The sequence below is a fragment of the Aquitalea aquatilis genome, from assembly GCF_005155025.1.
Classification (GTDB): Bacteria; Pseudomonadota; Gammaproteobacteria; order Burkholderiales; family Chromobacteriaceae; genus Aquitalea; species Aquitalea aquatilis.
In genome coordinates this window covers 4,131,194-4,151,140 of the sequence record NZ_CP039731.1, presented here as the reverse complement: position 1 = coordinate 4,151,140, position 19,947 = coordinate 4,131,194, and the positions used below count along the sequence as shown (strand labels likewise).

Annotated in this window: 17 protein-coding genes, 4 tRNA genes and 1 pseudogene; 10 read left to right on the top strand and 12 right to left on the bottom strand. The window is 59.2% G+C overall.

Annotated features, from left to right (window positions below):
• Positions 1 to 25: 25 nt before the first annotated feature.
• The 5 genes and pseudogenes from FAZ30_RS19305 (at position 26) to FAZ30_RS19285 (ending at position 3,528) form a co-directional block, all read left to right on the top strand.
• Complete coding sequence (locus FAZ30_RS19305) at positions 26 to 877, top strand: RHS repeat domain-containing protein (protein ID WP_205676624.1); 852 nt, start codon at positions 26 to 28, stop codon at positions 875 to 877.
• Between the two features lie 3 nt (positions 878 to 880).
• Positions 881 to 1,081 (top strand): hypothetical protein, encoded by a 201-nt coding sequence (locus FAZ30_RS19300; RefSeq protein WP_137010055.1) that lies wholly within the window; start codon positions 881 to 883, stop codon positions 1,079 to 1,081.
• Between the two features lie 14 nt (positions 1,082 to 1,095).
• Positions 1,096 to 1,395, top strand: coding sequence for a hypothetical protein (locus FAZ30_RS19295; RefSeq protein ID WP_137010054.1), 300 nt, complete (start codon positions 1,096 to 1,098; stop codon positions 1,393 to 1,395).
• A gap of 104 nt (positions 1,396 to 1,499) precedes the next feature.
• Positions 1,500 to 2,099, top strand: a pseudogene (locus FAZ30_RS19290) (hypothetical protein); the annotation flags it as partial.
• Positions 2,100 to 2,205: 106 nt separating this feature from the next.
• Positions 2,206 to 3,528 (top strand): WD40/YVTN/BNR-like repeat-containing protein, encoded by a 1,323-nt coding sequence (locus FAZ30_RS19285; RefSeq protein ID WP_124643591.1) that lies wholly within the window; start codon positions 2,206 to 2,208, stop codon positions 3,526 to 3,528.
• A gap of 347 nt (positions 3,529 to 3,875) precedes the next feature.
• Here the strand turns inward: FAZ30_RS19285 and FAZ30_RS19280 are convergent, their stop codons facing one another.
• Positions 3,876 to 4,484: a response regulator transcription factor gene (locus tag FAZ30_RS19280; protein ID WP_124643592.1), complete on the bottom strand. Its 609-nt coding sequence runs from the start codon at positions 4,482 to 4,484 to the stop codon at positions 3,876 to 3,878.
• Complete coding sequence (locus tag FAZ30_RS19275; protein ID WP_124643593.1) at positions 4,481 to 7,126, bottom strand: PAS domain S-box protein; 2,646 nt, start codon at positions 7,124 to 7,126, stop codon at positions 4,481 to 4,483. Before FAZ30_RS19275 ends, FAZ30_RS19280 begins: the two co-directional genes overlap by 4 nt.
• 209 nt (positions 7,127 to 7,335) lie before the next feature.
• Here FAZ30_RS19275 and FAZ30_RS19270 point away from each other — a divergent pair, with 209 nt between their 5' ends.
• Positions 7,336 to 8,517, top strand: coding sequence for an ABC transporter substrate-binding protein (locus FAZ30_RS19270; RefSeq protein ID WP_137010053.1), 1,182 nt, complete (start codon positions 7,336 to 7,338; stop codon positions 8,515 to 8,517).
• Positions 8,518 to 8,587: 70 nt separating this feature from the next.
• Here the strand turns inward: FAZ30_RS19270 and FAZ30_RS19265 are convergent, their stop codons facing one another.
• The 3 genes from FAZ30_RS19265 to FAZ30_RS19255 form a co-directional block, all read right to left on the bottom strand.
• Entirely contained in the window at positions 8,588 to 9,913 is a 1,326-nt protein-coding gene (locus FAZ30_RS19265; protein WP_124643595.1) for a methyl-accepting chemotaxis protein, read from the bottom strand.
• Positions 9,914 to 10,135: 222 nt separating this feature from the next.
• The gene (locus FAZ30_RS19260; protein WP_137010052.1) at positions 10,136 to 11,011 is read right to left on the bottom strand and encodes a pirin family protein; all 876 of its coding nucleotides are present in this window, start codon (positions 11,009 to 11,011) and stop codon (positions 10,136 to 10,138) included.
• Positions 11,012 to 11,075: 64 nt separating this feature from the next.
• Positions 11,076 to 11,930, bottom strand: a complete 855-nt coding sequence (locus FAZ30_RS19255; protein ID WP_137010051.1) for a pirin family protein — start codon at positions 11,928 to 11,930, stop codon at positions 11,076 to 11,078.
• Positions 11,931 to 12,054: 124 nt separating this feature from the next.
• On the opposite strand from FAZ30_RS19255, the gene FAZ30_RS19250 reads away from it, so the two are divergent.
• On the top strand, positions 12,055 to 12,987 hold the full coding sequence (locus FAZ30_RS19250) for a LysR family transcriptional regulator (RefSeq protein ID WP_124643598.1): 933 nt from the start codon (positions 12,055 to 12,057) through the stop codon (positions 12,985 to 12,987).
• Between the two features lie 45 nt (positions 12,988 to 13,032).
• Here the strand turns inward: FAZ30_RS19250 and FAZ30_RS19245 are convergent, their stop codons facing one another.
• The 5 genes from FAZ30_RS19245 to FAZ30_RS19225 all read right to left on the bottom strand — a co-directional run bounded on the left by FAZ30_RS19245 (position 13,033) and on the right by FAZ30_RS19225 (position 14,279).
• On the bottom strand, positions 13,033 to 13,704 hold the full coding sequence (locus FAZ30_RS19245) for a GntR family transcriptional regulator (RefSeq protein WP_124643599.1): 672 nt from the start codon (positions 13,702 to 13,704) through the stop codon (positions 13,033 to 13,035).
• Positions 13,705 to 13,870: 166 nt separating this feature from the next.
• Positions 13,871 to 13,946, bottom strand: a tRNA-His gene (locus tag FAZ30_RS19240).
• Positions 13,947 to 13,995: 49 nt separating this feature from the next.
• A tRNA-His gene (locus FAZ30_RS19235) sits at positions 13,996 to 14,071 on the bottom strand.
• A gap of 35 nt (positions 14,072 to 14,106) precedes the next feature.
• Positions 14,107 to 14,183, bottom strand: a tRNA-Arg gene (locus tag FAZ30_RS19230).
• A gap of 19 nt (positions 14,184 to 14,202) precedes the next feature.
• A tRNA-Pro gene (locus tag FAZ30_RS19225) sits at positions 14,203 to 14,279 on the bottom strand.
• A 261-nt stretch (positions 14,280 to 14,540) separates the two neighbouring features.
• Here FAZ30_RS19225 and folD point away from each other — a divergent pair.
• The 3 genes from folD (at position 14,541) to FAZ30_RS19210 (ending at position 17,020) form a co-directional block, all read left to right on the top strand.
• Positions 14,541 to 15,392: a bifunctional methylenetetrahydrofolate dehydrogenase/methenyltetrahydrofolate cyclohydrolase FolD gene (folD, locus tag FAZ30_RS19220; protein ID WP_124643600.1), complete on the top strand. Its 852-nt coding sequence runs from the start codon at positions 14,541 to 14,543 to the stop codon at positions 15,390 to 15,392.
• A 152-nt stretch (positions 15,393 to 15,544) separates the two neighbouring features.
• A complete protein-coding gene (purU, locus tag FAZ30_RS19215; RefSeq protein WP_124643601.1) occupies positions 15,545 to 16,408 on the top strand; it encodes a formyltetrahydrofolate deformylase in 864 nt (287 codons plus the stop codon).
• Between the two features lie 9 nt (positions 16,409 to 16,417).
• Complete coding sequence (locus FAZ30_RS19210) at positions 16,418 to 17,020, top strand: hypothetical protein (RefSeq protein ID WP_199731000.1); 603 nt, start codon at positions 16,418 to 16,420, stop codon at positions 17,018 to 17,020.
• Between the two features lie 69 nt (positions 17,021 to 17,089).
• Here FAZ30_RS19210 and FAZ30_RS19205 read toward each other — a convergent pair whose 3' ends face one another.
• Both FAZ30_RS19205 and FAZ30_RS19200 read right to left on the bottom strand, forming a co-directional pair.
• Positions 17,090 to 18,523, bottom strand: coding sequence for an amidase (locus tag FAZ30_RS19205; protein WP_137010050.1), 1,434 nt, complete (start codon positions 18,521 to 18,523; stop codon positions 17,090 to 17,092).
• 17 nt (positions 18,524 to 18,540) lie between these two features.
• Positions 18,541 to 19,944: a DUF3138 family protein gene (locus FAZ30_RS19200; RefSeq protein ID WP_137010049.1), complete on the bottom strand. Its 1,404-nt coding sequence runs from the start codon at positions 19,942 to 19,944 to the stop codon at positions 18,541 to 18,543.
• Positions 19,945 to 19,947 lie beyond the last annotated feature (3 nt).

Sequence of the window (19,947 nt, the reverse complement as noted above, 5' to 3'; positions counted from 1 at the left end):
CGGCAGCTTCATCCCGCTGGCCCAGGTGCACACCGACGCCATCCAGGGCGTGAAAGTGCCGGCATGGAACCAGTACAACCCCTACGACCCCTACGACCCCTACGACCCCTACGACCCCTACGACCCAGACCGCGACCCGCTGCTGCAGGCAGGCCCGGAACCATCCGCCCCGCGCGCGGTGTACTACTACCACGCCGACCACCTCGGCACCCCGCAGGCCCTTACCGATGCGCAAGGCCAGCTGGCGCTGGAGATGGATTACAAGGCCTGGGGCGAAGCACGGGAAGTGATTGCCGAGGCGGCGGCCTCCGCCGGCATCCACAACCCCTTCCGCTTCCAGGGGCAGTATCATGACGACGAATCAGGGCTGCACTACAACCGCTATCGCTACTATGATCCGGAGATAGGGCGGTTTATCTCGCGAGATCCGATTGGGTTGCTGGGTGGGATTAATATTCATAACTATGCGCCGAATCCTGTTGAGCGGATGGATCCGTTTGGTCTAACAAAGAAAAGTAGTGCAACGAAATCGGCGGCATGTAAACAATGCGATGATAATCCATGTGGCAACCTTGGCTCTGCAAAAGCAGCGCGGCGAAAAGCTATGAGGCAAACAGGTGTCCCTGTTGCCTCTCAGCCGAAAGCCTCCAGAAATGTTTTAAACTGGGAGCAATATTTATATGAAGTAAAAGTGCCATCGAATGGTGGGCGTACGACTACGATCGTAGTCTCTCATCATCCTGCGGATAAAGATCATGAATGTCCACACTGGCATGCGGCTCCAGCAAAACTTGATGATAATGGTGAAGTTATATCTAGACAGAATGGTTTGTGGAAGTATGAGGCAGGTGGCCCAGTTGTGCAGCATAAAGGATAGGTTATGAATAAAATCGAAGAGTTAAAAATTAAAAATTTCTGGAAAATAAATATAAAAAAATTTGCATTATCAGTGGGTGGTGGCATTGGTGATGCATTGGAGAGTGTAGAAAAATTAAATGTGAGAGAGGGGGCTGACTGGTTAAGTCGCATCCTTGTTAATAAAAAGGTGATTAAGCCGTTTTTTTTACTAAGTGGAATTTAGTTAAGCTAGAAATATTGGATGAAATAAAAAAAGAAAAATATTTTCAAGAAGGTTCGATAGTGTCTTTTTCGAACTATCAGAAGCACAAATCTGATGATGGGACAACTTGTTTGGTGTCTGATCTGCCCATTGTGAATAATATTAAAAGTACATTCAACAATGAACTGTATGAAGTGGTTGAGTGTGCGCTGCCATTCTTCGCCTTCAGTAATCCGGATGCATCATCAGGTATAATTGTCACTTGTTGTGCCGCACTACCAACTAAAGAAAATGGCATGTACGATGGGGTTGAGTATGAAGTTTACAAATGGTGATTCGACCTTCAATTTGGTCGATCCCTGACACGTTTAGTGAAACAAAACCAGCCTAGAGCGCAGCAAGCGGAACCGCGAAATCCAACGCATACTGGGTAAGTGGTACCGCCCAGTGGAGCTGCCAGTACCAGTACGATGCCGCCGGCCAGCTCACCGGCATTGCCGACAATCGCAGCGGCCAGATCAACTACCGTTACGATCCGGTAGGCCGCCTGCTGGAGGCCGCCACCCCCAAAGGTGTGGAAAGCTTCCGCTTCGATCCGGCCGGCAACCTGCTGGACAACACCCCGACAGCCGATGGCCATCAGGAAAACAGCCTGCTGGGCAATCTGCTGAGCCACTACGCTGGCCGTCACTACCGCTACGACAGCCGTGGCAATCTCATCGAAAAGCGCGTCAACGGCAGTCTCACCCAGCTGGAGTGGGACGGTTATAACCGCCTGAGCCGGCTGACAGCGCCGGGTGGCGACAGCACCGAATACTACTATGACCCGCTGGGCCGCCGCATCGCCAAGCTCAGTCAGGGCAAGACAACCCTGCACGGCTGGGATGGCGACGTGCTGGCGTTTGCAACCCAAGACGACGCAGTGCATTACCTGTTCGAACCCGGTAGCTTCATCCCGCTGGCGCAGGTGGACACCGACGCCATTCAAGGCGTGAAAGTGCCGGCATGGAATCAGTGCGGAAAGAATGGGATCGGTTAAGTTTTCTGTAGTAGATAAATATAAAGTTTATAATAATGATGTTTTATATATTTATAAATTATAGCGAATAAGTTGGTTTATTTAAATTCTTGTCAATGGATTGTTGATGATGCTATTTGTATTTTTTCGTATTGTGCTTAAATGGTTGGTGATCATAATTATTGGCCTTGTCTTGCTGGTGGTGGGAGCTTATGGGGTTTATAGGATGTTAAGCATGTGGACATACGAAACTGATCTGATGGAGCATGACAAGCCTTATGGTGGTGGTGATATTCGCATTCGCGACAGGCAAGTTGTTGTCTTCAAGCCTATTGGGCCAGAATTTAAATTAAAGCCCACTGCTGAATTAAAAAATCCTGAAGTGGCAGAGTTTACAGAAGAGTGGATGAATCATGTCGATGAAATAGGGAATAGGGCTTCTGTCCGCTTGTTACGGGGCGATATGGATAAAGGAGTTCATCGCATATTTGAAAAGCCCGGTCAAAATGGTACCTGGTGGCTTTCACCTGATTGGAAAACTATTTATGTGAGTACTGACTGGACAAATTACAAGCTACCCAATGGCCCTGATGGTTATGGGCAGCGCTGGCATACACTATGGAAATCAATAGATGGTGGGCAGAGCTGGCAGCAGTTGCAATGGCCAGAACATGTTCAACCAGGCCAGCCCTTGTTCATGCCAGACGGCAAGCGCGGTTACTTGGTTGCCGATGGCATGCGCATATGGCGTACCTTTGATGGGGGGCAGAGTTGGCAGGAAATTACTCTGCCTTCATGGGCGAATCAGCAGCTTACCGGCCATCCGAGTGGAAATGGTTTGTTACCTATGATTAAAGACAGTCGAGCCACTTTTAGCGCTTTCGATCTGGCTGATGATGGGACATTACGGGTGGCATTTTATGTACGCAAGGCAAAACTGGCTGCTGGTATCGGTGATGTGGCTGAAAGTACATTATTGTATCGTATTCCCTTATCTACATCACTAGATGAATTGGCTCGTAAGTGGATGCAGCCAGAGATCGTTCTTCAACAACAATCAGTAATAGATATCAAGACATCACACGATGGCAGCTTGAATCTGATTACGCTATTGGGACAATTAAAATCTGAAAAAATCGCTGAAACCCAACAGCGTCCTGCGGCTTATATTCGATGGAAAGATGGAAAGGAAAACTTCCGCCATCAGTTTGACGAACACGTTGTCCCTGGTGCGCTATTTGTTGGGCCACAAGATCAATTGGTACTTGCCGGGGAAAGTTTAAATGCCGAGCAAACCACTTCTGACTCCATCACCCTGGTCAGTACCGACAGAGGCCTAACCTGGAAAGAAACTAACGATGGCATGGCCTATGCGTGGTACTACGAAGCGGATAAAAATCGTATCTGGAAGTATCAGTACCGCTCTTTATATTGGAGAAAATTTAATTAAAAAATAGTAATTGAATTAGCTTGGCTGGCGTCCTGAGCATGGGCAAAAAACACCCCGCCAGCGGGGCTGGTCGGGGTCTGCAATGTCAGAGCCAGGCTCCGACGGAGGGTTAACTTTCACCCCATGTCATCGCCGTGCGCGAATTGCTGTTGGTCGGGGTCAAGAAAACGACCAGCAGCAGGGTGAACACACATCATACTGATCAGAACTATCTGTTTCTATTAGGGATAGTCCTGATCCATCGCTAAGCTGCGGTTGCGGACAGTGTCGGATTGCACCTGGTCGCGGCGGCCTGCCGTGTGCGGCCAGGCTACTGAGATGGCCGATGGGATGGCCGATGGCAGCGTTCAGCGATGCGCCATCACGGCCTGTACCAGGTCGGCGATGGAGCGCACTTTCATTTTGTCCATCATCTTGCCGCGGTGGGCTTCCACTGTCTTGATGCTGATGCCCAGCTCGTCGGCAATCACCTTGTTCATCTTGCCTTCCACTACCTTGTCCAGTACTTCGCGTTCGCGGCTGGTGAGCGAGGCCAGGCATTCGGCCAGGCGGTCGCGGGCGGCGCTGCTGGCTTGCTGCTGCTGGCTGAGCGATAGTGCGCTGTCGACGGCCGTGAGCAGGGCTTGCTGGTTGAACGGTTTTTCCAGGAAGTCGTGCGCGCCGCGTTTGACGGCCTGCACCGCCATGGGTACATCGCCGTGGCCGGTGATGAAGATGACCGGCCAGGGGTTGTGGCGGGCGCTGAGTTCGTCGAACAGTTCCAGCCCGCTCATGCCGGGCATGCGGATATCGACAATCAGGCAGCCGGCACCCTGTGGTTGGAAGTTTTCCAGCAGGGCTTCGGCACTGGCATGGCAGGAGATGGCGTAGTCGTGGCTTTCCAGCAGGAAAACCAGCGAATCGCGAAAGGCTTCGTCGTCGTCGACGATGTGAACGTGAGGAGAGCTGGCACTCATGTTTCGGACACCGGTAGCGTGAATCGGAAAATACTACCACCACTGGGATTGTCTTCCACCCACAATTGGCCTTCGTGGAATTCGATGATGGTGCGGCAGATGTTCAGGCCCATGCCCATGCCTTCGGCCTTGGTGGTGAAGAAGGCATCGAACAGGCGTTCTTTCAGGTCTAGCGGCACGCCGTGGCCGTGGTCGCTGATGGCGATTTCGATACGGCGCGGGTTGAGCTGGCGGGCTTCGACATGCAGTACCCGCTCGCTGGCCGGGCAGTCCTGCATGGCTTCGATGCCGTTCTTGATCAGGTTGAGCAGTACTTGCTCCACCAGGATGGGATCGACATACAGGGCAGGCAGTGCCGGGGCCAGTTTCACGTCGATGGTGGCGGCCTGGCGGCGCGCTTCGATGTCGGCAATGGCCAGCGAAGCTTCGATGATGTCGGTGAGCAGGCAGGTTTTGCGGTCTGGCTCGCTCTGTTTGACGAATTCGCGAATGCGCCGCACCACGGTGCCGGCGCGCTCGGCCTGGGCGGTAATCTTTTCCATGACGGGCAGCAGCGTTTCCGGCGTGGCCTTGCCCTGGCGGATGCGTTCGATGCAGCCAGCCTGGTAGTTGGCAATGGCCGATAGTGGCTGGTTCAGCTCGTGTGCCAGGGTGGAGGCCATTTCGCCCATGGTGACCAGGCGCGAGGTGGATTGCAGCTGCTGCATCTGCTGCTGGTAGCGCTCTTCGGCATCGTGCTGCTGGGTGGTGTCGGTGAGAATGGTCATGGACACGATGCGGCCGTTCACCCAGCGTATGCTGCGCCGGCGCATGGAGATCCAGCGGGCTGGCGGGTCCATCCATACTTCCATGTCGACATCGCGGGCGCTGCGCATCAGCTCGACCAGGCGCAGGTCGCAATAGCCCAGCTGGCTGTTGGCCGGCTGGTCCGGGGTAAACCATTGCTGGTAGCGCTGATTGCAGAACAGCAGCTCCAGCGTGGCCGGGTCGACCACCGCCACCGCGGCATCCAGCCCTTCGATGACGGTGACAAAGCGGTCGTGCGAGGCTTCCAGCCGGCGCTGGGCTTCCAGCCGCTCGGTGATGTCGGTCAGCACGGCCATCCAGCCGGTGTGCCGGCCACGGGCGTCGATCAGGGGCGAAGCCAGGATGTGGGCGTCGAATTCTTCGCCGTTCTTGCGCTGCAAGATGGACTGGAAACCTTCGGGCGGAGCATTGCCGGCCAGGGTGTCATCCAGATCGCGCCGATTGCCCTCGCTGAGCGGGCCTTGCCGCCAGTAGGGGTAGGGCGCCCCCTGGCCGATCAGTTCTTGCTCGCTATAGCCGGTGAGGGCGCAGAAGGAAGGGTTGACGTAGCTGATGCGGCCTTGCAGGTCGATGGCGCGGATGCCCACCACCAGCGAGTCTTCCATGGCCTTGCGGAAGGCCGATTCCTGACGCAGTGCCTGTTCGGCCTGCTTTTCGGCGGTGATGTCGCGGCCGGACACATAGGCTACGCCGCTGTCGGCCAGCGGGCTGAGTGCCCAGACAATCCAGCGCACTTCGCCTTGCTTGGTGAGGATGCGTGTCTGCACGAAGCGGTCGGTGCCGCCGGTGTCGAACAGGCGCTCGAAGCTGTCGCGGGTGCCTTCCCTTTCCTCGGGCAGCAGGTAGTTGAGGAAGGAGGTGCCCAGCAATTCGTCGGCGCTATAGCCCAGCCCCTGCTCGAAGGCGGGGTTGAGCTGCAGGATGGTGGTGTCGCGCCGCACCACGCCCAGCATTTCCTGCGACAGCTTGTAGACGCGGTCGCGTTCGCGCTCGGCCTCAACTCGGCCGCGAATATGGCGGTTGAGGCTGAGCAGGCTGAGCAGGGTCAGCAGGGCCATGCCGCCGATCAGCCCCAGTTGCAGCAGGCGGGCCTGGGTCATGGCACCGCGCACCGGGCGGGCGCTGATGCTCAGGCCGGTGCCGGGCAGTTCCAGTTTTTCCGCCGGGCCGCTGCGCAGGCGGTTCTGTGCGTTGCGGGCGATGGTGTTGCCGTCGCGGGTTTGCAGTTCCAACTGGTATTTTTCGCTGAACCAGGCCGGTGGCAGGCGGCGAATGACATTGTCGGCATCGAAAATGGCCACCAGCGTGCCATTGAACTGGCCTGCCTGATACAGCGGGATGTGCAGCTCATAGCGCCAGCTGCCCTTGCCGTGCTGAAACGGCGGGCTATAGGAAAAGCGGCCATTCTGCTGTGCCTGGGTGAAGGCCGGGCGCGACTGGATGCTGCCGCCGGGCGAGAGCGGCCCTTCTTCATAGGGTGCGGTCCAGCGCAGCAGGCCATGGCTGTCGCTGCGCGCCACCGCCAGCATCTCGGGCGTGTTGGCCAGTAATTGCGAGGCCTGGGTCTGGAAGCCGGCTTCGTCGGTTTCGCCGCTGCCCAGGCTGCGAGCCAGGTCGGTCAGCTGGGCCAGATTGTCTTCCAGCTTCAGTTGCAGGGTTTGTTCGGCCCACAGAGCATCACGGGCCAGATTGCTTTTTTGCTGTTCTGCCTCGCGGGCGTCCAGCGTCCACAGCATCACCCCCATGGTGAGGAAGAACAGCACGATGGTGGTGTTGGGAAACAGCTGGTACCAGCCGCTGCGTTTGCGAAACTCGTAAAAGCGGGGTGTGCGCATAGAGGGCGGGAGCGGGTGGGTGGCGAAGGACCGGGTCGCAGGCGAGCCGGAATGATTTGCTCCAGTTTACGACAAGCAGCGGCAGCTGGCAGTAAGGGTTGGCCCCCGGTTGTGGCCTGCCGGCAAGTCAATGCGCATGGCACTTGAGTCCATGCCCGTGCCGGGGGTAATCTCGCGGCTGGTTTCAATCAGGCGGGAAGACGGGCAGCATGCGCGGGATCAGCTTAGTGGGTGGGGCTTTATTGTGCCTGGCGTGCAGCCTGGCAGTGGCTGCGGTGCAGCCCATCCGCATTGGCGTGCCCGGGGCCTTTACCGGAGGCTCTGCGCCGATGGGCCTGAGCATGCGTAATGGCATCCGGCTGGCGGCAGCGGAAATCAACCGCAGCGGCGGGCTGCTGGGCCGGCCGATCGAACTGGTGGAGCGCGACGATGCTGGCCTGCCGGCGCGCGGCCTGAAGGTGGCGCAGCAACTGCTGACTCAGGACCGGGTGGTGGCCGTGGTGGGCTTCGTCAATACCGGGGTGGCACTGGCGGCCAGCAAGAATTATCAGGATGCGCGGGTGCCGGTGATGCTGGCGGTGGCGACGGCGGCCATTCTGACCCGCCAGTTTCCCTTGCATGGCAATAGCGATAATTTCATTTTCCGGGTGGCTGCCGCCGATGACTTGCAGGCACCGCTGATCGTACGCGAGGCAGTACAGCGTTCCGGCTATCGCAAGCTGGCCATTTTTGCCGACAACACCAACTACGGTTACCAGGGGCTGATGGAGCTGGAGCGCGCACTGGGGCAGAACGGCCTCAAGCCCAGCTATGTGGCGCGCTTCAATCTGCAGGAGCGGGACATGGCCAATGCACTGCTACAGGCACGCAATGCCGGCAGCCAGGCCATTCTGACTTATGCCATCGGCCCGGAACTGGCCGAACTGGCCAATACCATGGCGCGCATGGACTGGAAAGTGCCCATCATCGGCAGCTGGACGCTATCGATGTCCAACTTCATCGACAACGCCGGCCCCAATGGCGAGGGCGCGCGCATGGTGCAAAGCTATATTCCGGACGAGGACGACACCCCGCGCCGCCGCGATTTTCTCGATGGCTACCAGTGGCTGTTTCACACCCGGCGCATTCCGTCGCCGCCTTCGGCCGCGCAAGGTTATGACGGCATGAAACTGCTGGCCGAAGCCATCCGCCAGGCCGGTTCGCTGGATGGCGTGGCCATCGTACGGGCGCTGGAAAACCTTAAACAGCCGGTGTCCGGGGTGATCACCACTTACAAGCAGCCTTTCAGCCAGACGGATCACGAGGCACTGGAGCTGAGCGTGCCGGTGATCGGCAAGGTGGAGCGTGGCCGGGTGGTGTATGCCTACCCGGCGGACAAGCCGCGACGTTAGCACCTGCTTACGCTCTGCGATATTGCGTTGGCTAGAGCGTGAGCAGGCGCTTAAACGTGGCGCTGCTTGCTCAGGTGTTGACGCCGCGTTCGCTGGCGATTTGCTGGATGGCGGTTACCACCGAATCGGCACCGCTACGGATCTGGGTGATGATTTCACCCACCTTGCCGACATTGCCGACGCTGGAGCGTGCCTTGACGCCAATCACGCTCATGCTGTCCACTGCTGCGCCGGTGCTGGTCTGGATGGATGACACCATGTGCGAGATTTCCGCGGTGGAGGCGCTGGTGCGCTCCGCCAGCTTGCGCACTTCATCGGCCACCACGGCAAAGCCGCGTCCCATTTCACCGGCGCGTGCGGCTTCGATGGCGGCGTTCAGTGCCAGCAGATTGGTCTGATCCGCGATGTCCTTGATGGTCTGCACAATGCTGCCGATGCGCTCGGAGTTGGTCCCCAGCAGCTGCACATTGTCGCCCGCCTTGCCGATATCCACCGCCATGTCCTCGATTTGGTGCACCGCCTGCTGCACGCTGCTGACACCCTCGTCAGCCCAGTGGCGGGTCTGCTGTGAAGTATTGAAGGCGAACACGGCGCTATCTTGCTCTTGCTGCTGCCGTTTCACTGCCTCGGTGACATCGGTGGCGAACTTGATGATGGAGATGACCTTGCCTTCGGCGTCGAACACCGGATTGTAAGTGGCTTCCAGCCAGCGTTCGCTGCCATCGCGGGTGATACGGACGATGCGGCCGGCAAAGAACTGTCCGCCACGCAGATTGTTCCACAGGCGCTGGTAGCTTTCGCTTTGCACCAGTTCGCTTGCGCACAGCTGACGGTGATTGCGCCCGATCAGCTCTTCCTTGCCATAGCCCATGGTGCTGAGGAAATTGGCGTTGGCGCTGATAATGGTGCCGTCGGGCTGGAATTCGATGACGGCCATCGAGCGGTCGATGGCATTGAGTGCCGCCTGGTTTTTCTGCGCGGCCAACACCTTGTCGGTCACGTCGCAGGCGAACTTGATGAAGCCGATCAGCTTGCCGGCGCCATCGCGCACCGGGTTGTAACTGGCTTCCAGCCAGACCGGCGTGCCATCCTTCTTCAGGCGCTTGATCTGGCCGGTGAAGGGCTGGCCGCGCTGCAGGCTTTCCCAGAAGCTGCTGTAGTCGCGGGAGTTGGCGTAGGCGACATCGCAGAAGCTGCGGTGATTCAGGCCAAGCAGTTCTGCCGCACTGGCATAACCCATGGTGCGGGCAAAATTTTCGTTGGCATGCACCACCTTGCAGTCCAGATCGAAACGGATGATGGCGGTGGAGGCGCTGACGGCATCCAGCAAGCCCTGCAGCTCCTGATTGATTGTGGCCTGAGCTTCCAGCTGTGCATGCAACTTGCGGTTGAACATCGTCTTCTCCGTCGGATAATCCTGCTGGCAGCCGGTGGACGCCGGTAATGGCGTCTGCTGACACTATGGTTGGGCGTTATGGAAAATACTTAAATGTGCTGAGGAAATATCTTCCATATATCAAGATTATTCAACTAATAGCGGTTTGGAGTTGCCGGTCAGTGCTGTGCACTGCGGTGTCCCAACCACAGTGGCCAGGCTTTAGCTGGCCGGATGACGGCATCAGCGCCGTGGCGGCAAGGGGATGAACTCGGTTTCTCCGGGAACGGCGGCAAAGCGGCCCTGCTGCCAGTCGTCCCTTGCCTGGCGGATGCGCTCCATGCGGCTGGAGACAAAGTTCCAGTCTAGAATGCGGTGGGCATCCGGTGTGGGACCGGCCAGCAAGGCCAGCCGGCTGGCTTGTTCGGCGCGGATGCTGACTTCGCGCGACTCTGCTGCCAGCAGTCCCAGTTCGCCGGCGGCTAGCGACTCGCCGCCCAGGCTGATGCTGCCACTGGCAAGATAAATACCGCGCTCGGCAAAGCCTTCGGGAATGGCCAGCTCGGCACCGGCAGCCATCTCGATCACGGCATACAGCGCTTCACCAGGAAAGGCGACCGGCGAGCGGTATCCCCAGGCCTGGCCCAATACCAGCTGCACCTGGCTGCCATCCTGCTGCCATGCTGGCAGTTCTGTGCTGGCATAGTGCATGAAGGCCGGTTCGCACTCTTCCAGATCCAGTGGCAACGCCAGCCATAATTGCAGGCCTTCCACCGCCTGGCCGCTGCTGCGGATGTCGTCCGGAATGCGCTCTGAATGCACGATGCCACGGCCAGCCACCATCAGGTTGGCTGCGCCCGGCTCGATGCGCTGCATGCTGCCCAGGCTGTCACGGTGCTGCATGGCTCCGCTGAACAGATAGGTGAGGGTGGCCAGGCCAATATGTGGGTGCGGCCGCACGTCATTGCTGCGCTCGCTCAGGTTGAAGTGGGCTGGCCCCATGTGATCCAGAAAAATGAAGGGGCCGATGTGGCGGGCCTGCCCGCTGGGTAGCAGGCGGCGTACCGGAAAGCCGATATCACTGGTTTTGGCGCTGATGCGCGCGCTCCATGTAGTCATCTGTCTACCCTCCGTTCTTCATCAAAAAGCGGGCCAGCCGGTGGGCTGGCCCTGTTATGCCGCGTTAAAAGCGACCGTTGCGGAAGTCGTCGGCAGCGGCTTCCAGTTCTGCGCGGGTATTCATCACGAATGGCCCCCACTGGGCAATCGGCTCGTTCAGCGGTTTGCCAGCCAGTAGCAGGAAGCGGGAGGGCTGTGTGCTGTTAACCCGGATGCCGCTGGCTGCGCCGTCATTGGCCAGAATCGCCATCTGGCGCTGGCCGACCACTTGTTCATGACTGCCAGCCTGCACTTCGCCCTGATACACATAGAGGAAGGCATTGTGTCCGGCCGGGATGGCGAAAAATTCACTTTGCCCACCTGCCAGATGCACGTCCAGGTACAGCGGTTCGGTATCCAGGCGCTGGATGGCGGCAGCCTGGCCATCTACTTCACCGGCAATCAGCCGCAGATGGCTGCCGGCAGCGGTGTCGCGCTCCGGAATCTCGGCGCTGGGGATGTCGCGATACCAGGGGTCTATCATCTTGTTTTTTGCCGGCAGGTTCACCCACAGTTGGAAACCGTGCATCAGGCCGTCTTGCTGCTCGGGGATTTCCGAGTGCACCAGGCCGCGACCGGCGGTCATCCACTGCACCCCGCCCGGCCCCAGCAGACCTTCCTGGCCGGTGCTGTCGCGGTGGCGCATGCGGCCATCCAGCATATAGGTGACGGTTTCAAAGCCACGATGCGGGTGGTCCGGGAAGCCGGCGATATAGTCGTCCGGATTGTCCGAGCGGAATTCGTCCAGCATCAGGAAGGGGTCCAGCCGGCGTTGCAGATCGTGGGTCAGCACCCGCAGCAGGCGTACACCGGCACCGTCTGACACTTCCATGCCGTTTACCAGGCGTTCCACTTCACGGCTGATGGCTTGCTTGCTCATTGCGATTCTCCTTGCTCGTGGGCGGACAGGATGTCAGGCCCTGCTTGATGTCTGGTATTATTGCAGCGAAAATTATGATAAAAAAGCGCAAAAATCAGCATAAATATATCGGAAAATCAAATCAATGAAGCAGGCAAAAACCACCTGGGAGCAGTGGCAGGTATTGCAGAGCATTGTCAGTGAAGGCGGCTTCGCCCAGGCGGCCGCGCAGCTGCACCGCAGCCAGTCTTCGGTCAGCTATATGGTGGCACGGCTGCAGGAGCAACTGGGCGTGGAGCTGCTCAGCCCGCAGGGGCGGCGCATGCAGTTGACGCCAGCTGGCGAGGTGCTGCTGCGCGATGCGCAAAATGTGCTGGCGGCTGCCCTGCGGCTGGAGGACAAGGCGCGCTCCTTGCAGCAGGGGTGGGAAGCCGAAGTACGGCTGGCGGTGGACAGCCTGTTTCCCACGCCGGCACTGTTACCGGCGCTGGGGCAGTTTGCCGCGCATTGCGCCAATACCCGCTTGCAAATGCATGAGGTGGTGATGTCCGGTGCCGATGATGCCCTGCATGGCAGGCAGGTCGAGCTGGCCGTGGCGGGGCGGGTGCCGCAGGGATTTCTGGGCGACTGGCTGCTGGACGCCGAATTTGTTGCCTGTGCCGCGCCACATCATCCGCTGCATGCGCTTGGCCGGCCACTGGAGATGGACGATCTGCAACAGCAGGTGCAAGTGGTGTTGCGCGATTCCGGCCAGCGCCAACCGCGTGACGAGGGCTGGCTCGGGGCCTGGCAGCGCTGGACGGTATCGCAGCCGGAAACGGCCATTGCAGCAGTGGAGCAGGGCTTTGCCTTTGGCTGGCTGGCCTGGCACCGCATTGCCGATAGCGTGGCAGCGGGCCGGCTCAAGCCCTTGCCGCTGGCGCATGGTGCCTTGCGCAAGGCTGGTTTGTATCTGGTGTTGGCCGATCCACCGGCAGCCGGGCCGGCCACCTTGCAGCTGGCGGCCTGTCTGCGTGCCGAAGCCGAGCGCTGGCGCGCGCAGTATCAGGCTTATCCCGGCGCGGATGGCCCAAAGTAAGACGACCAGCGTGGCTGGTCGTCTATTGAGTGCGGCGCAGTCGGCTCAATGGCCTTGCTGGCCTTGCAGATAATGCTCCAGCGCATGTCCTGCGGACAGGATGTGGAAGCGGATAAATTCGGCGGCCTCTTCGGCAGCGCCCTGCTTGCACAATTCCAGCAGCCGGGTGTGCTCCTCGTGGGCGCGTTCCATGGTGCGGGTAAACAGGATTTGCATGCGGGTGTAGCGATCGGTCTTGTTGTGCAGCTGTTCGATCAGGGCCAGGGTGTTGGGCCGTTTGGCCGCACGATACAGCGCCAGGTGAAAGCGCGAGTTGAGTTCGCCCCAGTGGCGGACATCGTTTTTTTGCAGCGCCACTTCGAATTCGTGCAGGGTCTGTTCGGCCAGCGTGATGTCGGCCGAGGTCTGACAGGGAATGGAAGCCTTCAGCACCGAGCTTTCCAGCATGGCGCGGATTTCCAGCAGTTCCAGCACATCATCCAGCGATAGCTTGGAGACGATGGCACCCTTGTGGTCGATGATCTGGATTAGCCCTTCGGCCTCCAGCTGGCGCAGTGCTTCACGCACCGGCACCCGGCTGACGCCGTATTCATTGGATAGCGCTTCCTGGCGCAATTGCTGGCCGTCGACGAATTCTCCCGAGAGAAGGCGCTGGCGAAGCGATTCGGTTACGGCACTGGTCAGCGTCTGGCGCTTGATCGGCTGCAGGGTAGTCATGGTTTTTAGGGTCTGTCAGTCAATCGGATAAATGCAAATGTATTCGATTATACGGGGCTTGTACTGCCAGACAAGAGGACATTGCGGTGGTTTTTGTCGCAAATGTGAAAGAATTTGCCAAAGACAAAAGAAAAACCCGGCCGAGGCCGGGTTTTTCTTTTCAGACTGGGGTGGATGATGGGGCTCGAACCCACGACAACAGGAATCACAATCCTGGACTCTACCAACTGAGCTACATCCACCGCTGAAGCGGTGCGACACATCAGCGCAAGGCTGACTGTCTGAATAGGGTGGGGTGGATGATGGGGCTCGAACCCACGACAACAGGAATCACAATCCTGGACTCTACCAACTGAGCTACATCCACCACAGGGTACAACATTCTACAGCAACTTCGGCTACTGGTGCGCCCGACAGGAATCGAACCTGTAACCCCCGGCTTAGAAGGCCGGTGCTCTATCCGGTTGAGCTACGGGCACTCACATATCGGGCTTTGTCTGGTCGGGGCGGCGGGATTCGAACTCGCGACCCCCTGATCCCAAATCAGGTGCGCTACCAGGCTGCGCTACGCCCCGACGACAGAGAACGCAAATATACGGATTGGACTGAAAGCTGTCAACACCGTGTTGCAATTTTTTTTGCAGGGCGGCTGGCTGGCCTTGGCCGGGTGCGCTAGCCGGCTGTCACGGGCTGGCTAGTAACTACATGATATATAGATGCTTATTTTGTGAATTTTGCTTTACGTGAAATTATTCCTAATGTATTTTTGTGGTTTCGTAAAAACCCAAAAAATGAGAAAATTGCCGCCTCTTTTCAAGTTCCATACGGAATCAGGCATGGCAGCGCAACTCATTGATGGTAAGGCAGTAGCAGAACAACTCATCGCCAAGGTTGGCGAAGGAGTGCAGGCCCGTGTGGCAGCAGGCAAGCGGGCACCGGCCCTGGCGGTGATTCTGGTGGGCAGCGATCCTGCTTCCAGCGTTTATGTAGGCAGCAAGAAGCGCTCCTGCGAAAAGGCCGGCATCCGTTCGGTGGCTTATGATCTGCCGGCTGAAACCAGCCAGCAGGCGCTGCTGGACATTATCGATACCCTGAATGCCGATGCCACGGTAGACGGCATCTTGGTGCAGCTGCCGCTGCCCAAGCAGATCGACCCGCAAGCGGTGATCGAGCGTATCGATCCGAAAAAGGATGTCGACGGCTTCCATCCCTATAATATGGGCCGTCTGGCCATCAAGATGCCGCTGCTGCGTCCCTGCACGCCGCGTGGCGTGATGACGCTGCTGGAAGAATATGGCATCGACCCCAAGGGCAAGAAGGCGGTGATTGTCGGCGCATCCAATATCGTAGGCCGCCCGCAGGCGCTGGAAATGCTGCTGGCTCGCGCGACGGTGACGGTGTGCCACAGTGCCACCCAGGATCTGGCGCGCGAAGTGGGCGAGGCGGACATCGTGGTGGCTGCCGTGGGCATGCCCGGCTTTATCAAGGGTGAATGGATCAAGCCGGGTGCGGTGGTGATCGATGTGGGCATCAATCGTCTGGACACCGGTAAGCTGGTAGGCGATGTGGAATTTGCTGCTGCAGCCGAACGCGCCAGCTTCATCACCCCGGTGCCGGGTGGCGTGGGTCCGATGACCGTGGCAACGCTGTTGCAGAATACGCTGGATTCGGCCAATCTGAACGCCTGATCCCGATTACCGGCAAGCAGCGCCACAGGCGGCAGGGGTAGTTTTCCTGCGGCGTGTGGCGTTTGTCATTTTGCGGGTGGCGCGCACAAGCCGTATTGGCAAGTGGCGGCCAGTTGGCCGCCGTTGATTATGTAAAGAAAAGAGACTGGACAATGAGCAATACCCGACAATCGGCCACGCTGCTGATCAGCGCACCGGACAAGAAGGGCCTGGTAGCGGCCCTGGCCAATTTCCTGATGACCTATAACGCCAACATCATGCATGCCGACCAGCATCAGGATGCGAGCGAAAACCTGTTCCTGATGCGCATCCAGTGGGAGCTGGATGGCTTCACGCTGCCGATGGAGGCTTTTGCTGCAGCGTTTCAGCCGATTGCCGCCGAGCACAACATGACCTGGAAGGTGTCGCTGTCCAGCCGCAAGCCGCGCATGGCCATTTTTGTGTCCAAGTACGAGCACTGCCTGGTGGATCTGCTGCACCGCTGGCGCATTGGCGAGCTGAACTGCGATATCCCGCTGGTGATTGCCAATCATGAAGACTGCCGCCGCCTGGTGGAATTCAACGGCATTCCCTTCCATGTCGTTCCGGTGACGCGCGACAACAAGGCCGAGGCCGAGGCCGAGCAATTCCGCCTGCTGGAAGAGGCCGGTGTCGATTTCATCGTGCTGGCGCGTTATATGCAGGTGCTGTCCGGCGAATTCGTCAAACGCTATCCGGACCGTGTCATCAATATCCACCACAGCTTTTTGCCGGCATTCGATGGTGCCAAGCCTTATCACCGCGCCTTTGCCCGTGGCGTGAAGCTGATTGGTGCCACCAGTCACTATGTCACCGAGGATCTGGACGAAGGTCCGATCATCGAGCAGGAAGTCACGCGCATTTCGCATCGCGACGATGTGGAAGACCTGATCCAGAAAGGCCGCGATCTGGAAAAAGTGGTGTTGTCACGCGCCGTGCGCTGGCATGTGGACGACCGCATCCTGTCCTACTCCAACAAAACCGTCGTTTTCGACTGAGCCGGCATCATGCATCGTCTGATTGATGATTTCATCAGCCTGCTGCGCTTCCGTGTCGGCCCGCTGGAGCAATACCAGTATCCACGCTGGCTGCCGGCATTGCTGCTGACCGTGCTGGGGCTGGTGGCCAGCGGTGGCACCGGCGAGCTGGGCAATAATATTGCCGGGCGCATGGGTTTCATGCTGCTGTTTACCTGGCTGGAAACGCTGCTGTTCACCCAGTTCATGACCATCTGGCTGCGGCTGGCCAAATGGCAGCCTACGGCCCCGCTGTTCGGATTGATCGTGCTGTGCAACAGCCTGCAGTTTTTCGAACCGCTCACCAGCTGGCTGCCGGATGATGCCGCGCTGGGGGCTGATCTGGCGCTGTCGCTGCTGACCATTGCCTTGCTGGTCAACAGTCTGGCGGTGGTGTCGGGGGTAAGGCGGATACGCGTGCTGCTGGGCGTGATGCTGTTTGCACCGGTGGCCATGCTGACGCTGGCCATGTGTTTGCAGCTGTCCAGTTCGCTGGGCTGGGTGAGTATTCCGCAAGACATGCTGAACCCGGTCAGCGAGGCGACGGCACCGGTGACGGACGCGCCGGCTGCCGGCGGCAAGAGCGATCTGTAACGCCCGCGCTGGTCGGGTGAGTATCAACAACAAGGGCAGCCTGCGGGCTGCCCTTGTTGCGTGGCAAGGCTAGTCGATCAGCGGCGGGAAGTGCTGGCGATACAGGCCGTGCCGGGCCGCCTGTTCGTGGTTATATGCCACCTGAAAGGCAACCTCATCCTGGAATGGCGGCGCAATGATCTGCATGCCGGTGGGCACGCCGTTTGCCGCCAGGCCGGTCGGCACGGACAGCGCCGGGTAGCGGCTGAGCAGATTGAATGGTGGCGTGGCCGCCCAGCCCAGATAGCTATCCAGTGCCACGCCGTCTACCAGGATGCTGTTTTGCAGCGTGGGGTCCAGATCGGCCTCCAGTTCGGTGGTGAAGCTGGTTGGGCAGAGGAAGGCCTGATAGCCCTGGCCCCATACCTTTTGCTGCATGTCCTGATGCAGCCGGCCTGCCAGTTCCGCCGCACGGGATACCGAGGCGGGCTTGCCACGGAAATCGCGCCACAGCTGTTGTATATAGCTGCTCAGTTGCGGATAGGCGGTGTCTGGCAGCGCCTGCAGGTATTCGCTGAAAAACAGCCCGAAGATGCCTTCCAGCAGCACTTGAGAAATTTCCAGCATGTCCCAGCAGATGTCGACTTGTTCCACCACCGCGCCACGCCGGCGTAGCCCGGCCACGGCCTGTTCCAGATTGTGCCGTACCTGCGGGCAGAGTGCCGGGCTGCCCAGCGTGGGGTGCCAGGCGATTTTCCAGCCCGTCAGGTCGGCATACTGGCTGGGTAGCGGCTGGTAGGGCAGGGTGGCATAGCTGTCCGGGTGCGGACCGGCCAGAATGTTCTGCATCAGCACCAGATCATCGAAGTGGCGTGCCAGCGGCCCCTCTGCGGCAAAGGCAAACAGCTCCTCGCCAGCGGCACTGGGCAGCCGGCCAAACGGCGGTTTGTAGCCATATAGTCCCTGAAAGGCGGCGGGCAGTCGGGTGGAGCCAGCCATATCGCTGCCGGTGGCCAGCGGGGCCAGGCCGGCGGCCAGTGCGGCGGCGCTGCCACCACTGGAGCCGGAGCAGGTGTAGCGTGGATTCCACGGATTGCGCGTTACCCCCCAGCGCCGGCTCCAGGTTTGGCCCAGGCAGCAGAATTCCGGATTGGTGGTCTGCAGATGCAGAATGGCTCCGGCTTGTAGCAGCTTGTCGATGATGGGGTGGTTGTGCTCGGGAATATAGTCGTCGATGGCCAGCGAGCCTACGGTGTTCTGCCAGCCGGCGACATCGGTTTCTTCTTTTACCGCCACCGGGATGCCCTCCAGCGGACGCGCAGTACCCAGGCGGTAACGCTCGGCCGCTTGCTCGGCCTGGTGCATGGCGCTGTCGTGCAGGATGCGGGTGGTGGCGTTGATGGTGTGCTGTTGCCGGCTTGCCCGTTCCAGCAGGGCATGCATCAGGGTGACCGGTGACAGGCTGCCGTTGCGGAACTGGCGCAGGGCATCGCTGGCCGACAGATAGTAGAGATCTTGTTTCATGTGGATGGCTTTCGGCGTTAGAAACTGTAGACAGCCTGGGCGCTCAGCACATCGTTGTGCTTGCTGGTGCCGCCGTTGCTGTTATCAAAAGTGGGCTGGCTGGCAATGTCGTGGCGGTATTCCAGCTTCAGTTGCAGTTGCTCGCTGGGGTAGAACAGCAAGGCGGCGGTAATGTCCTGCCGTTTCGCTCCGCTACAGCTGGCCGCACCGTTGGCCGCGACACAGGCCGGGTCGCTGCCGAAGCCGTTGGCACCATCATTGCCGCTACTGCCCAAGGCCAGATTGGGGGTGCCGCCACCGTTCTTGCTGTTGTCCAGATAGTCGTAGCGCAGTGTCCAGCCCATCTTGCCCAGCCAGGCAGAGTTGAAGCGGTGATGCCGCAGCAAGGACAGGCCCCACCATTGGGCACGGTCGCCATTGAGCGCGCTGCCGCCGGCACTGCCGTAATCGAGCTGGGCATTGACGGTGTCGTTGAGATTGCTGCTGCTGATATCCAGCTCGGTGTAGAACACCGGCTGGAAGGCTGCGGCATTGCTGCTGTAATTGGCGGCGGTGCCACGGCCGATCAGGCCGGACCAGCCGATGTCGATGTTATTGGTGTACTGGTAATCCATGCGCCAGCTGAACGATGGGATGTTGTTGCGGCGCTGCCCGACCTGTGCGGCCTCGGTGCGGCCGGCTTCATTGCCCAGCATGCCCTTCCACAGCCACGCGCCGGAAATCCACTGCGCACCGCCACCGACAAAGAAGGCTGGTTCGCTGAAGTCGTACAGCAGGTTGTGGCTGATGGTCAGCGTCTGCGGGCTGGTGGCGTATTCATAGCCGGCAAAGGAGGGAATCTGCCCGGCAAATACCTGCCAGTGCTGGTCTAGCGGAACAACTAGCTGGGCGCTGTTGATGATGCTGTCGTTGGCGCTGCTGGCATTCCATGAGGTGGTGACGCCGCTGCCCCGATTGGGCTGGATGGTGACTTCGGCGTAGGCGGCCATCGGGCCGCTGCCAAAGCTTTTCTTGATGTCCAGATAGACATCTCCCAGGTTGGCGTTGTCATAGGCGTAGTGCGCGTCGTGGTTGACGAAGCTGAAGCCGCTACGGTGCTGCTGGCGATTGAATACATAGAGTGGGTCCAGATAACCGCTGATGGACAGATTGGCCAGTGGGCCGTTTTCGGCGGCATCGCTCAGCTTGTCCAGCTTCATTTCCATCTTGCTCAGTTGCTGGCGTGTCTCGGTGGTGGAGTCGTCGGCTACCGCTGCAGGCTGGGCTGTTGGGGCCTGCCGCAGTTGCTGTTGTAGTTGCTGCAATTGCTGCTGCATGGTTTCGATGCTGGCTTTCAGCGTGTCCAGCTCGTCGGCTTGTGCCAGCAAGGGCAGGCCGCCCAGCAGGCTGGCTCCCAGCCAGCAGGTGGTGATGGTGCGCATGGT

What these genes read in the sequence shown, in the direction of transcription:
- FAZ30_RS19300 (WP_137010055.1), top strand. Translation starts at nt 881, where the DNA reads ATGAATAAAATCGAAGAGTTAAAAATTAAAAATTTCTGGAAAATAAAT.
- FAZ30_RS19285 (WP_124643591.1), top strand. Translation starts at nt 2,206, where the DNA reads ATGATGCTATTTGTATTTTTTCGTATTGTGCTTAAATGGTTGGTGATC.
- FAZ30_RS19280 (WP_124643592.1), bottom strand. Translation starts at nt 4,484, where the DNA reads ATGAGTGCCAGCTCTCCTCACGTTCACATCGTCGACGACGACGAAGCC.
- FAZ30_RS19275 (WP_124643593.1), bottom strand. Translation starts at nt 7,126, where the DNA reads ATGCGCACACCCCGCTTTTACGAGTTTCGCAAACGCAGCGGCTGGTAC.
- FAZ30_RS19270 (WP_137010053.1), top strand. Translation starts at nt 7,336, where the DNA reads ATGCGCGGGATCAGCTTAGTGGGTGGGGCTTTATTGTGCCTGGCGTGC.
- FAZ30_RS19265 (WP_124643595.1), bottom strand. Translation starts at nt 9,913, where the DNA reads ATGTTCAACCGCAAGTTGCATGCACAGCTGGAAGCTCAGGCCACAATC.
- FAZ30_RS19260 (WP_137010052.1), bottom strand. Translation starts at nt 11,011, where the DNA reads ATGACTACATGGAGCGCGCGCATCAGCGCCAAAACCAGTGATATCGGC.
- FAZ30_RS19255 (WP_137010051.1), bottom strand. Translation starts at nt 11,930, where the DNA reads ATGAGCAAGCAAGCCATCAGCCGTGAAGTGGAACGCCTGGTAAACGGC.
- FAZ30_RS19250 (WP_124643598.1), top strand. Translation starts at nt 12,055, where the DNA reads ATGAAGCAGGCAAAAACCACCTGGGAGCAGTGGCAGGTATTGCAGAGC.
- FAZ30_RS19245 (WP_124643599.1), bottom strand. Translation starts at nt 13,704, where the DNA reads ATGACTACCCTGCAGCCGATCAAGCGCCAGACGCTGACCAGTGCCGTA.
- folD (WP_124643600.1), top strand. Translation starts at nt 14,541, where the DNA reads ATGGCAGCGCAACTCATTGATGGTAAGGCAGTAGCAGAACAACTCATC.
- purU (WP_124643601.1), top strand. Translation starts at nt 15,545, where the DNA reads ATGAGCAATACCCGACAATCGGCCACGCTGCTGATCAGCGCACCGGAC.
- FAZ30_RS19210 (WP_199731000.1), top strand. Translation starts at nt 16,418, where the DNA reads ATGCATCGTCTGATTGATGATTTCATCAGCCTGCTGCGCTTCCGTGTC.
- FAZ30_RS19205 (WP_137010050.1), bottom strand. Translation starts at nt 18,523, where the DNA reads ATGAAACAAGATCTCTACTATCTGTCGGCCAGCGATGCCCTGCGCCAG.
- FAZ30_RS19200 (WP_137010049.1), bottom strand. Translation starts at nt 19,944, where the DNA reads ATGCGCACCATCACCACCTGCTGGCTGGGAGCCAGCCTGCTGGGCGGC.